12 protein-coding genes are annotated in these 12,449 nt (G+C 71.7%); 1 reads left to right on the top strand and 11 read right to left on the bottom strand.

Annotated features, from left to right (window positions below):
* Positions 1-36: 36 nt before the first annotated feature.
* The 9 genes from ABZ267_RS24535 to ABZ267_RS24575 form a co-directional block, all read right to left on the bottom strand.
* Positions 37-729: a response regulator gene (locus ABZ267_RS24535; RefSeq protein WP_356749042.1), complete on the bottom strand. Its 693-nt coding sequence runs from the start codon at positions 727-729 to the stop codon at positions 37-39.
* A 70-nt stretch (positions 730-799) separates the two neighbouring features.
* Positions 800-3,349: a sensor histidine kinase KdpD gene (locus tag ABZ267_RS24540; protein ID WP_356749044.1), complete on the bottom strand. Its 2,550-nt coding sequence runs from the start codon at positions 3,347-3,349 to the stop codon at positions 800-802.
* A 248-nt stretch (positions 3,350-3,597) separates the two neighbouring features.
* Positions 3,598-4,269, bottom strand: coding sequence for a potassium-transporting ATPase subunit C (locus ABZ267_RS24545; RefSeq protein WP_356749046.1), 672 nt, complete (start codon positions 4,267-4,269; stop codon positions 3,598-3,600).
* A 6-nt stretch (positions 4,270-4,275) separates the two neighbouring features.
* The gene (gene kdpB, locus ABZ267_RS24550; RefSeq protein WP_356749048.1) at positions 4,276-6,372 is read right to left on the bottom strand and encodes a potassium-transporting ATPase subunit KdpB; all 2,097 of its coding nucleotides are present in this window, start codon (positions 6,370-6,372) and stop codon (positions 4,276-4,278) included.
* The gene (gene kdpA, locus ABZ267_RS24555; protein ID WP_356749050.1) at positions 6,369-8,033 is read right to left on the bottom strand and encodes a potassium-transporting ATPase subunit KdpA; all 1,665 of its coding nucleotides are present in this window, start codon (positions 8,031-8,033) and stop codon (positions 6,369-6,371) included. The genes kdpB and kdpA overlap by 4 nt, the downstream gene beginning before the upstream one ends.
* Before the next feature lie 7 nt (positions 8,034-8,040).
* Entirely contained in the window at positions 8,041-8,130 is a 90-nt protein-coding gene (gene kdpF / locus ABZ267_RS24560; RefSeq protein ID WP_356749052.1) for a K(+)-transporting ATPase subunit F, read from the bottom strand.
* A gap of 330 nt (positions 8,131-8,460) precedes the next feature.
* Positions 8,461-9,228, bottom strand: a complete 768-nt coding sequence (locus ABZ267_RS24565) for a DUF3710 domain-containing protein (RefSeq protein WP_356749054.1) — start codon at positions 9,226-9,228, stop codon at positions 8,461-8,463.
* 1 nt (position 9,229) lies between these two features.
* Positions 9,230-9,760 carry a dUTP diphosphatase gene (gene dut / locus ABZ267_RS24570; protein WP_356749056.1) on the bottom strand — a complete coding sequence of 177 codons (531 nt, stop codon included), beginning with the start codon at positions 9,758-9,760 and terminating at the stop codon, positions 9,230-9,232.
* Entirely contained in the window at positions 9,757-10,341 is a 585-nt protein-coding gene (locus tag ABZ267_RS24575) for a PaaI family thioesterase (protein WP_356363668.1), read from the bottom strand. The genes dut and ABZ267_RS24575 overlap by 4 nt, the downstream gene beginning before the upstream one ends.
* Positions 10,342-10,399: 58 nt before the next feature.
* On the opposite strand from ABZ267_RS24575, the gene ABZ267_RS24580 reads away from it, so the two are divergent.
* Positions 10,400-10,858: a DUF3093 domain-containing protein gene (locus tag ABZ267_RS24580; protein WP_356749058.1), complete on the top strand. Its 459-nt coding sequence runs from the start codon at positions 10,400-10,402 to the stop codon at positions 10,856-10,858.
* 21 nt (positions 10,859-10,879) lie between these two features.
* Here ABZ267_RS24580 and ABZ267_RS24585 read toward each other — a convergent pair whose 3' ends face one another.
* Positions 10,880-11,851, bottom strand: a complete 972-nt coding sequence (locus ABZ267_RS24585) for a hypothetical protein (RefSeq protein WP_356749060.1) — start codon at positions 11,849-11,851, stop codon at positions 10,880-10,882.
* Between the two features lie 13 nt (positions 11,852-11,864).
* Positions 11,865-12,161 carry a DUF4193 domain-containing protein gene (locus tag ABZ267_RS24590; RefSeq protein WP_003965732.1) on the bottom strand — a complete coding sequence of 99 codons (297 nt, stop codon included), beginning with the start codon at positions 12,159-12,161 and terminating at the stop codon, positions 11,865-11,867.
* Positions 12,162-12,449 lie beyond the last annotated feature (288 nt).

The raw sequence follows: 12,449 nt of genomic DNA on the forward strand, positions 1-12,449 counted from the left end.
CTGGGTGAACCACTCGAAAGGATGACGCGGCGGGCGTCAGCCGCGCTCGAAGCGGTAGCCCATGCCCGGCTCGGTGACGAAGTGGCGTGGGTGCGAGGGGTCCGCCTCCAGCTTGCGGCGCAGCTGGGCCATGTAGACCCGCAGATAGTTCGTCTCGGTGCCGTAGGAGGGCCCCCAGACCTCCTGGAGGAGCTGCTTCTGGCTGACCAGGCGGCCGGCGTTGCGGACGAGGACCTCAAGGAGGTGCCACTCGGTGGGGGTCAGCCGTACGTCGCGGCCGGCGCGGTGCACCTTCTTGGCGGCCAGGTCGACGGTGAAGCCGGCCGTCTCGACGATCGCCAGGTCCTCGGTGACCTCCTGGCCGACCGGTTCCGAGCGGCGTACGGAGGCGCGCAGGCGGGCCAGCAGCTCGTCCATGCCGAAGGGCTTGGTGACGTAGTCGTCGGCGCCCGCGTCCAGCGCCTCCACCTTCTCGTCGGAGGTGTGGCGCGCGGAGAGGACGAGGATCGGGACCCGGGTCCAGCCGCGCAGGCCCTTGATCACCTCGACCCCGTCCATGTCGGGCAGCCCGAGGTCCAGGAGCACGACGTCGGGGTGGCGGGCGGCGGCGAGCTGGAGGGCGGTCGCCCCGTCGGCGGCGGCGTCGACCTCGTACTTGCGGGCCTTCAGGTTGATCACGAGGGCGCGTACGATCTGCGGCTCGTCGTCGACCACAAGCACCCGGGTCATCGCGGACCTGCCTTTCTGCTGGAGGGGTTGTACGGGGAAGAGGGGGCCGGCTGCACGCGCGGCGGGTCCGTCATGAGGTGGCCTCGGCCGGGAGGACCGCGCGGTCCTCGGCCTGGTCCCGGCCCGGTGCGGCCGTCAGCGTCAGGACCATGGTGAGCCCGCCACCAGGCGTGTCCTCGGCGTCCAGCGTGCCGCCCATGGCCTCGGCGAAGCCCCGGGAGACCGCGAGGCCCAGGCCCACTCCTGCGCCGCGCGGCGCGTCACCGTACCGCTGGAAGGGTTCAAAGATCCGCTCCTTGGCCTCGTCGGGGACGCCGCGTCCCCGGTCGACGACCCGGAGTTCGACGCGTTCGCCGTGCGCGCTGGCGGCCACCGCGATGGGCTCGCTGCCGGGGCTGTACTTGACGGCGTTCTCGACGACGTTGGCGACGACCCGCTCCAGCAGCCCCGGGTCGACGGCGACCATGGGCAGCGTCTCGGGGATGTCCAGGTCGACGCTGCCCTCGGGGACCCCGCCGAGCGCCATCGGCACCACCTCGTCCAGGTCGATCTCGCGGATCAGCGGGGTCACGGTGCCGGTCTGGAGGCGGGACATGTCCAGCAGGTTGCCGACCAGGTGGTCGAGCCGGTCGGCGCCGTCCTCGATGCCTTCGAGGAGCTCGGCCTCGTCCTCCGGCGACCAGGCGACGTCGTCGGAGCGCAGTGAGCTGACGGCGGCCTTGATCCCGGCGAGCGGGGTGCGCAGGTCGTGGCTGACGGCGGCGAGCAGCGCGGTCCTGATCCGGTTGCCCTCGGCGAGCCTGCGGGCCCGGTCGGCCTCCGAGACCAGGCGCTGGCGGTCCAGGACGACGGCCGCCTGGGCGGCGAAGGCGCCGAGCACCCGGCGGTCCTCGGCGGGCAGCACCCGGCCCGACAGCGCGAGCGCCATGTTGTCGCCGACCGGCATGTCCACGTCCGCGTCGTCGGGCCGGGCGACCGGGGCGGGCCCGACGAATCCGGCGCAAGTCCACGGGTCGACGTCGCTGGCCCGCTCCAGCAGGGCGACGGACTCCATCGCGAAGGTCTCGCGGACCCGCTCCAGCAGCGCGTCCAGCGCGGTCTCGCCGCGCAGCACGCTGCCCGCCAGGAAGGAGAGGATCTCCGACTCGGCGCGCAGCCGGGCGGCCTGGTGGGTGCGGCGGGCCGCCAGGTCCACCACCGAGGAGACCGCCACCGCCACCGCGAAGAAGATCACGATGGCGACGAAGTTCTCGGGGTCCTGGACGGTCAGAGTATGGGTCGGCGGGGTGAACCAGTAGTTCAGGAGCAGGGTGCCGACGGCGGCCGAGGCGAGCGCGGGCCGCAATCCGCCGAGCAGGGCCGCGGCGACGGTCAGGAAGAGGAAGAGCAGGACGTCGTTGGCGAGACCAGGGCCGTTCTCAAGGCTGAGCAGAAGCATGGCGAGCAGAACGGACCCCCCGACGCCCACCAGCCACCCCCCGACGATCCTGGCCCGCCCGAGCCGGGCGCCGCGCGCGATGGGCAGGCCACGGCCCTTGGCGACCTCTTCGTGGGTGACGATGTGGACGTCCAGGTCGGGTCCGGACTCCCGGGCGACGGTGGCGCCGACCCCGGGGCCGTAGATGTACTGCCAGGTCTTGCGGCGGCTGGAGCCCAGCACGATCTGGGTGGCGTTGACGCCGCGGGCGAACTCCAGGAGGGCGGCCGGGATGTCGTCGCCGATGACGTGGTGGAACGTTCCGCCGACGTCCTCGACCAGGGTGCGCTGGACGGCGAGCTCCTTGGGCGAGGCGGAGGTCAGCCCGTCGCTGCGCGCGATGTAGACGGCGAGGATCTCGCTGCCTGAGCCCTTGGCGGCCATCCGGGAGGCGCGGCGGATGAGCGTGCGGCCCTCGGGGCCGCCGGTGAGGCCGACGACGATGCGTTCGCGGGCCTGCCAGGTGGTGCGGATGTTGTGCTCGCCCCGGTACTGCTGGAGGTACTCGTCGACCCGGTCGGCGGTCCACAGGAGGGCCAGCTCGCGCAGGGCGGTCAGGTTGCCGGGGCGGAAGTAGTTCGAGAGGGCGGCGTCCAGCTTGTCGGGCTGGTAGATGTTGCCGTGCGCCATCCGGCGGCGCAGCGCCTGGGGCGACATGTCGACCAGCTCGATCTGGTCGGCCCGGCGTACCACCTCGTCCGGGACGGTCTCCTGCTGGCGTACGCCGGTGATCGACTCCACGACGTCGCCCAGCGACTCCAGGTGCTGGATGTTGACCGTGGATATGACATCGATCCCCGCCTTGAGGAGCTCCTCGACGTCCTGCCAGCGCTTGGCGTTGCGGGAGCCGGGCACGTTGGTGTGGGCCAGCTCGTCCACCAGGGCCACGGCGGGCGCGCGCTCCAGGACGGCGTCGACGTCCATCTCGGTGAAGACGGCGGAGCGGTAGTCGATCTCGGAACGCGGGATCTGTTCCAGGCCGTGCAGCATCACCTCGGTACGCGGCCGGTCGTGGTGCTCCACGAGGGCCACGACGCAGTCGGTGCCGCGCTCGACCCTGCGGTGGGCCTCGGCCAGCATCGCGTACGTCTTGCCGACGCCCGGTGCCGCGCCGAGGTAGATCCGGAGTGTGCCGCGTCCCATGGCCCCATTGTCTTCTTCCTGCGGCCGTCCGTGCCGGTGGCCGATGGCGCCGGGTGCGGCTGCCGCTGACGACGCTACTCCGCGAATCCGTGGCTCCGGCACCTGGGAGCGCAGGTGAGAACCGTATTGACGCAACCCTGATGGCAGTGACGCGACCCTGATGCGGGCCTGCCCTCCTCGGGGAGGTCCGCGTTAGTGGGCCGGTCAGGCGGGCGCCGGTCCTGTCCCGTGGAGCGATGTCGGGCCGGTCAGTCGGCGTCCGCCAGCTCCCGCAGGGCGATGTTGAGTCGCAGGACGTTCACCCTGGGCTCACCGACGAAGCCCAGCGTCCGTCCCTCGGTGTGGCGCGCGACCAGCTCGGCCACCCGGTCGGCGTCCAGGTGGTTGCGGGCGGCGACCCGGCGGACCTGGAGCTCGGCGTAGGCCGGCGAGATGTGCGGGTCGAGGCCGGACCCGGAGGAGGTGACGGCGTCCGGCGGCACGTCCTGGAGGCGGACGCGGTGGCCCGGTACGGAGTTGTCGGCGACGACGGCCTCCTTGGCGGCCTTCACCCGGCCGATCAGCTCCTCGTTGTCGCCGGAGAGGTTGGTGGCCCCGGAGAGGAGGAGGTCGTACCGGGTGTTGACGCTGTTGGTGGAGAGCCCGGCGGAGGGACGGGGCTGGAACCACCGCAGGTCGGGTGCGGGCGCCTCGCCGCCCTTCCGCGCCGGGAGGTCGTAGCGCTGGCCGATGAGCTCCGAGCCGACGGTCCGGCCGCCGGCGGTGATCTCCGAGCCGTTGGCCCGGCCGGGAAAGAGGGCCTGGGCCGCTCCGGTGACGGCCAGCGGGTAGAGGACGCCGCAGACCAGGGTGAGGACGAGCAGGGCGCGCAGCCCGGCTCCGAGCAGCCGGGCGGTGGTGCCGGCGTAGGTGTGGGTCATGGCGGATCAGCCGATTCCGGGGATGAGGGAGATGAGCAGGTCGAGGAGTTTGATGCCGGCGAACGGGGCGATCAGGCCGCCGAGCCCGTAGAGGCCGAGGTTGCGCCGCAGCATCGCGTCGGCGCCGGCGGGCCGGTAGCGGACGCCTTTCAGGGCCAGGGGTACGAGCACCACGATGATCAGCGCGTTGAAGACGACGGCCGAGAGGATCGCGGACTCGGGAGAGGCCAGACGCATGATGTTGAGGCGATCCAGCGACGGGTAGGCCACGGCGAACATGGCCGGGATGATCGCGAAGTACTTCGCGACGTCGTTGGCGATGGAGAACGTGGTCAGGGCGCCCCGGGTGATCAGGAGCTGCTTGCCGATCCGGACGATCTCGATGAGCTTGGTGGGGTCGGAGTCCAGGTCGACCATGTTCCCGGCCTCCTTGGCGGCCGAGGTGCCGGTGTTCATCGCGACGCCGACGTCGGCCTGGGCGAGCGCGGGGGCGTCGTTGGTGCCGTCGCCGGTCATCGCGACCAACCGTCCGCCGGCCTGCTCCCGCTTGATGAGGGCCATCTTGTCCTCGGGTGTGGCCTCGGCCAGGAAGTCGTCGACGCCCGCCTCCTCGGCGACGGCCTGTGCGGTCAGCGGGTTGTCGCCGGTGATCATGACCGTCCGGATGCCCATCCTGCGCAGTTCGGCGAACCGTTCCGGCATCCCTTCCTTCACCACGTCCTTGAGGTGGACGACGCCCAGGACCCGGGGTCCGCGCGCGTCCTCGACGGCGACCAGCAGCGGCGTACCACCCGCCGCCGCGATCCGGTCCGCGATCTCGCCCGCGCCACCGGCGACCTCGCCGCCCCGGCCCCGCACCCAGGCGGTCACGGACCGAGCCGCACCCTTGCGGACCCGGCGGCCGTCCAGGTCCACCCCGGACATCCGGGTCCGCGCGGTGAAGGCGATCCACTCCGCACCGTCCGCCGCCGCCTCCTGCCCGTACGGCCCGTGGCGCTCCTCCGCGAGGGCGACGACCGACCGGCCCTCCGGCGTCTCGTCGGCGAGCGAGGAGAGGCGTGCGGCCCCGGCGAGCTCCTCCTCGCCCACCCCCTCCACCGGGACGAACGCGGCCGCCTGCCGGTTGCCGAGGGTGATGGTGCCGGTCTTGTCGAGGAGCAGCGTCGACACGTCGCCCGCCGCCTCGACCGCGCGTCCCGACATGGCCAGCACGTTGCGCTGGACGAGGCGGTCCATGCCCGCGATGCCGATGGCGGAGAGCAGAGCGCCGATGGTGGTGGGGATCAGGCAGACCAGCAGGGCCGTCAGCACGATCATCGACTGCTCGGCGCCCGCGTACACCGCGAACGGCTGGAGCGAGACGACGGCCAGGAGGAAGACGATCGTCAGGGAGGCCAGCAGGATGTTCAGGGCGATCTCGTTGGGTGTCCGCTGCCGTGCCGCGCCTTCCACCAGGCCGATCATCCGGTCGATGAACGTCTCTCCGGGCTTGGTGGTGATCCTGATGACGACGCGGTCGGAGAGCACCTTCGTACCGCCGGTGACGGCCGAGCGGTCGCCGCCGGACTCCCGGATGACCGGCGCCGATTCGCCGGTGATGGCGGATTCGTCCACGGAGGCGACGCCTTCGATCACGTCCCCGTCTCCGGGGACGGTGTCCCCGGCCTCGCAGACCACCAGGTCTCCGATGCGCAGCTCCGTCCCGGCGACCCGTTCCTCACCGGAGCCGGTGACGCGGCGGGCGACGGTGTCGGTCCTGGCCCGGCGCAGGGTCTCGGCCTGCGCCCTCCCCCGCCCCTCCGCGACCGCCTCCGCCAGATTGGCGAAGAGCGTGGTGAGCCAGAGCCAGCCGGTGATCGCCCAGCCGAACCAGTCGCCCGGATCCAGCGCCGCGAGCACGGTGGTGAGCACCGAGCCGATCAGGACGACGAACATCACCGGGGACTTCACCATGACCCGGGGGTCCAGTTTGCGTACCGCGTCGGGCAGGGACCGGAGCATCAGCCGGGCGTCGAGGGTCCTGGAGCCGACGCGGGTCCCGGCGGGCCTGTGGTCGGCGTGCGGCGCCTGTCGCGCCGCACGGGGGTCGGTGAGCGTGCTCATGACGCGAGCCCTTCAGCCAGCGGGCCCAGTGCCAGGGCCGGGAAGTAGGTGAGACCGGTGACGATCAGGATCATGGCGAGGAGCACTCCGCTGAACAGGGGCTTGTGGGTGCTGAGGGTGCCGGTGGTGGCGGGGACGGACCTCTGTTCGGCCAGTGAGCCGGCCAGGGCCAGGACGAGGACGATCGGCAGGAAGCGGCCGAGCAGCATCGCGATGCCGAGGGTGGTGTTGAACCACGGCGTGTCGGCGGCCAGCCCGGCGAAGGCGGAGCCGTTGTTGTTGGCGGCCGAGGTGTAGGCGTAGAGGACCTCGGAGAAGCCGTGCGGTCCCGTGTTCGTCATCGAGTCGCGGGCGGTGGGCAGGGCCATGGCCACGGCGGTGAGGCCGAGGACGAGCGCCGGGGTGACGAGGAGGTAGCAGGCGGCGAGCTTGATCTCCCGGATGCCGATCTTCTTGCCCAGGTACTCCGGGGTCCGGCCGACCATGAGACCGGCGATGAACACCGCGATGACCGCCATGATCAGCATGCCGTAGAGACCGGAGCCGACGCCGCCGGGGGCGATCTCGCCGAGCTGCATGCCCAGCATCGTGATACCGCCGCCGAGACCGGTGTACGAGGAGTGGAAGGAGTTCACCGCTCCGGTCGAGGTCAGCGTCGTGGCGACCGCGAAGACCGCCGAGCCGGCGATCCCGAAGCGGGTCTCCTTGCCCTCCATGGCGCCGCCGGCGATCTCGAAGGCCGGTCCCCGGTGGGCGGACTCGGTCCACAGCATCAGCGCCGTGAAGCCGATCCAGATGACCGCCATCGTGGCGAGGAGCGTGTACCCCTGTCTCACCGAGCCCGTCATCCGGCCGAAGGTGCGGGTCAGCGCGGTCGGGATGAGCAGGATGAGGAAGACCTCGAACAGGTTGGAGAGCGGTGTGGGGTTCTCGAAGGGGTGGGCGGAGTTGGCGTTGAAGTAGCCGCCGCCGTTGGTTCCCAGCTCCTTGATGGCCTCCTGCGAGGCGACCGCGCCGCCGTTCCACTGCTGGGTGGTGCCGAGGAACTGTCCGACGCCGTGGATGCCGGAGAAGTTCTGGATGGCCCCGCAGGCGACCAGGACCAGGGCGCCGGCCACGGATATCGGCAGCAGGACGCGTACGGTGCCGCGCACCAGGTCGGTCCAGAAGTTGCCGAGCTCCCCGGTGCGGGTCCGGGCGAAGCCGCGTACGAGGGCCGCGGAGACAGCCATGCCGACGGCGGCGGAGACGAAGTTCTGCACCGCCAGGCCGCCGGTCTGCACGAGGTGGCCCATGGCCTGTTCACCGGCGTACGACTGCCAGTTGGTGTTGGTGACGAAGGAGGCGGCGGTGTTGAACGCCTGGTCGGGGTCGATCGAGGCGAAGCCCAGGGAGCCGGGCAGGACCCCTTGCGCCCGCTGGAGCACGTAGAGGAACAGGACGCCGACGAAGGAGAAGGCCAGGACCGCGCGCAGATAGGCGGGCCGGCGCATCTCGGCGGACGGGTCGGCGCCGACGGCCCGGTAGATCCACCTCTCGGCCCGCAGGTGGCGGGTGGAGGTGTAGACCCGGGCCATGTGGTCGCCGAGGGGACGGTAGGCCAGGCCCAGTGCCGCGACGAGGGCGAACAGCTGGAGGAGACCGGCGAGGACGGGGCTCATGTCGGGCTCAGAACCTCTCCGGGTGGAGGAGGGCGAGGACGAGGTAGCCCAGCAGGGCGGCGGCCACGATCAGGCCGACGATGTTCTCGGCGGTCACAGTTTGCCCACCGCTCGGGCGATGAGGGCCACCAGCGCGAAGACCGCGATCGTGGTGGCGACGAAGGCCAGATCGGCCATCGTGTGCTCCTAGGGAGGTTCGGTTTCTCGGACCCCCTGAGCAAACCGCCGAAAACGGCTCCCACCAGCGGCGTTGACAGACTCCTTACGGCAGCGGCCCGGCTCTTGACAGTCCTTGTACGTGCCCGATACGCGCCCCATACGCGCCCTCGGCCGGCGGACCGGGCCAGGAGACGTGGAAAGGCCGGTGGGCCGCACCCTGGCGAAGGGTGCGGCCCACCGGCCGCGATGCTGTGGTGACGTACTACCGCTAGCGGACCTCGGTGATCTCCGGGCCACGCTGGAGCTGGCCCATGCCGCCGGAGAACTTCGAGCCCTCCTGCTCCTCCTGCTGGACGCCCTCGGGCACCATCTGGGCGTCGTTGGGGAGCTTCAGGACGATCGGGTCGCGAGGGGCCATCGGGGCCTCCCCGCGGACCACCACGGTGTCCCGGAAGATCGTCTCCAGCAGGCCCGCGGCCTCCGGCTGGACGGCGCCCTGGCCGGAGATGACTCCGCGCAGGAACCAGCGGGGCCCGTCGACGCCGACGAAGCGCACCAGCTGGACACCGTTGGTGCCGTCCGGGAGCTGTACGGGGACCTGCGCGCGCAGCTCCCAGCCCAGCGGGCCCTCGACCTCGTCGATGATGCCGCCCTGCTGCGTGATGCCGGAGGCGATCTCCTCGCGGACCTCGCCCCAGATGCCCTCGCGCTTGGGTGCGGCGAAGGCCTGCAGCTGGACCGCGCTGTCGCGGAGCACGACGGTGGCGGCGACGATCGCGTCACCGGCCACCTCTACCCGCAGCTCCATGCCCTCGACCCCGGGCACGAGAATGCCGCCCAGGTCGACCCGGCCCTCGCCGGGCTGCGAGACCTCGGTGCTGTCCCAGGGTCCGTCGGGCCGGGGGGCCGGCGGAAGATTCGTCCGGCGGGCGCTCGGCGCGGCCCCGTCGGCGCTCTCGTCGGCGACCTGCTCGGCCTCGCGCACCTCGTCCGCCGCGTCCTCGGCGGAACCACTCTTCTTGCGACGTCCGAACACGTCACTGTCCTTCCCGGTCGGATACGACCGAAGCGTAGCTGTTCCCACCGTGGGTGATCCCGCCCTCGGCGACGTCCACCGACGCATGGCCGCCGGTGGACCCGAAGCCCCCTTCGGCCCGCGCCGAGCCGGGAAGTTCCGCCACCTCGTGGAAGCGCACCTTCTCGACCTGCTGGACAACCAATTGGGCAATCCGGTCGAACCGTTCGAACCGCACGCTCTCGCGCGGATCGAGGTTGACCACGATCACCTTGATCTCCCCACGGTACCCGGCATCAACCGTCCCCGGGGCATTCACGAGGGCCACTCCGCAGCGGGCCGCGAGGCCGGAGCGCGGGTGCACGAAGGCGGCGTACCCGTCGGGCAGGGCGATCGAGACGCCGGTGGGCAGCACCGCGCGCTCGCCGGGGGCGAGTTCGGCGGCCTCCGTGGTCACCAGGTCGGCCCCGGCGTCGCCCGGGTGTCCGTACGCCGGAATCGGTACGTCCGGGTCCAGCAGGCGGATGAGTACGTCGACGGGATTGCGGGTCACGGGTTCACCTCGAAGGCACGGGCGCGCCTGACCTGGTCGGGGTCGGACATAGCGGCCTGGATCTCGGCGGGCCGCCCGTTCTCGATGAAGTGGTCCACCTTGACCTCGATGAACAGCGCGTCGGCCCGGACCGCGACGGGGCCCTCGGGGCCGCCGATCCGGCCGGTGGCCGTGGAGTAGATCTTCCGGCCGTGTACGGCGGTGATGCGGGCGTCCAGGTGCAGCACGGTGTCCACCGGGACGGGCCGCACGAAGTCGGTCTCCAGCCGTCCGGTCACCGCGATCGTGCGCAGCAGCCAGTTCAGCGAGCCGAGCGTCTCGTCCAGCGCGGTGGCGAGCACGCCGCCGTGGGCGAGGCCGGGAGCGCCCTGGTGGGCGGGCTTGACGGTGAACTCGGCGGTCACACTCACGCCTTCACCGGCCCGCGCCATCAGGTGCAGGCCGTGGGGCTGTCCGTCACCGCAGCCGAAACAGTGCTCGTAATGCGCGCCGAGAGGCTCCCCGGGAGGCGGGGCGTCCGGGTGCCGCACCGGGGCGACGGCATCGGCCGGGGGTGTCAGAGCTGCTGATGTTCCACTCACAGGCGCAGACCTTACCCGCGCGGCGGCGCGCCGGTCGCGCCGTGCCAAGCTTGGTTCCATGCAGCCTTCCGCACCGCCCTTCGACGAACGTCTCACCGCGCCCCGTTCCTGGTGGTTCATCGCCTTCGGGATCGGTGTCGCCTGTGCGCTGATGCTTCTGCCGCTCGGCTCCCTGCCGCTGCTCGCCGGACTGGTCGGCGGTACGGCGGCGGCCGCGGCCGCGGTGAGCAGTTACGGCTCCGCCCGGATCCGGGTGGTCGGCGGGGCGCTGGTGGCGGGTGACGCCCGTATTCCGCTCTCGGCGCTCGGGGAGCCCGAGGTGCTGGAGGCCGAGGAGGCGCGCGCCTGGCGCACGCACAAGGCGGACGCGCGCGCCTTCATGCTGCTGCGCAGCTATGTGGGGACGGCGGTGCGGGTGGAGGTCACGGATCCGGACGACCCGACTCCGTACGTCTTCCTCTCCACCCGGGACCCGAAGGCTCTGGCGGCGGCGCTGGCCGGCGTACCGGCGGCCTGAGGACGGTCCGTGAGGCGCCGGTCAGGAGCCTTCGATCTCCTTGGGCAGGACGACCGGCACGGCGGGCCGCTCCAGCGGCGGCAGCTCGGCGAGCCGGTCCCAGGGGATCTGCTGCTTGCGCAGGTCGCTCCTGATCCGGTCGGCGAGCTTGCGGGTGTCGCGACGGTTCATCGTGGCGCCGACGGCGGCGCCGATCATGAACGGGATCAGGTTGGGCAGGTTGCGGGCCATGCGCTTGGTGATCTGCTGGCGCAGCTCGCGCTTCATCTGGCCGCCCAGGGCCGTGTTGAGTGTGGTGGGCCGGGTGACGTCGATACCGCGCTCCTCCGTCCACGACGTCAGATACGCGGTGGAGCGCTGGGCGAGGTTGCCCGGCGGGCGGTGGCCGTAGACCTCGTGGAGCTCGGCGACGAGCTTCATCTCGACCGCGGCAACGCCGGTGACCTCGGCCGCCAGCTCGGCGAGCATGGCGGGTGGCACGGGCAGCATGGCGGCCGCTCCGATGCCGGCGCCGACGGTGGCGCTGGCCCGGCTCGCGCCTGCCACCAGCTTGTCGGCGAGCTCCTCGGGCCCCAGCCCGGGAAACTGCTTGCGCAGGGTGGCGAGATCGCGCACCGGGACGCGGGGAGCCGTTTCGATGATCCGGTCGGCCAGCTGGCCGGCCAGGACACGCGCGCCCTCCCCGCCCTTGCGTACCCCCCGTTTCACCGCGTTCAGGCGGCCTGCCCCGGTCGTGGGCTCCGCCTGGTCCTGCTCTCCGCTCCGGTCCGGCAGGCCTGCCGCGCCCGCCACTTCGAGCGAGGCCGAACGGCCCCGCTCGTCGTCGGAGGTACCGGAGTCACCGGGACCGGGGACACCGGAGGGGTCCGGCAGGGCGGCGGACCGCTCGGCAGACGGGCTGACGCCTGCTGCCGGGCCTGTGCCGCCCTGATTCGCCTCCGGTCCGTGCCGGCGCCACGGGCGCCGCTTCCGGAACGGTGTGTCGCCTGCCACGGCCGACCCGCCCTCAGTCGCAGTCGCGGCAGATGGGCTGACCGTTCTTCTCGCGGGCCAGCTGGCTGCGGTGGTGCACCAGGAAGCAGCTCATGCAGGTGAACTCGTCGGCCTGCTTGGGCAGGACCCGGACGGCCAGCTCCTCGTTGGAGAGGTCCGCGCCGGGCAGTTCGAGGCCTTCGGCGGCGTCGAACTCGTCGACGTCGACGGCGGATGCCGTCTTGTCGCTCCGACGAGCCTTGAGCTCTTCGAGGCTGTCCTGGTCCACGTCGTCGTCGGTCTTGCGTGGGGTGTCGTAATCCGTTGCCATGTCGCTCTCCCCCTCTTGGGTGTCTGCGGGTGTCTCAGCGCACGTAACGCGTGAGAGGCCGGACTTGTGCCCGACCTGAGGCGGAGATTTTGCCTCACATCAAGGTCTGTTACTCAATCGACACCCAACCGGCCGCCTCGGTGAGGCTCGGCTTGGGTGGCGATGGGGACCGTACACGGTCCCGACTGTGCAGTTCACAGGCGCCACCCCGTGTACTTCCCGTGATAGCACCCCCCGAAAACCCGGACGATTACCGGCTTTCCGAACCGGATGCGATCACGGAGCGTA

Source organism: Streptomyces sp. NPDC006174, from assembly GCF_040614075.1.
Taxonomy (GTDB): domain Bacteria; phylum Actinomycetota; class Actinomycetes; order Streptomycetales; family Streptomycetaceae; genus Streptomyces.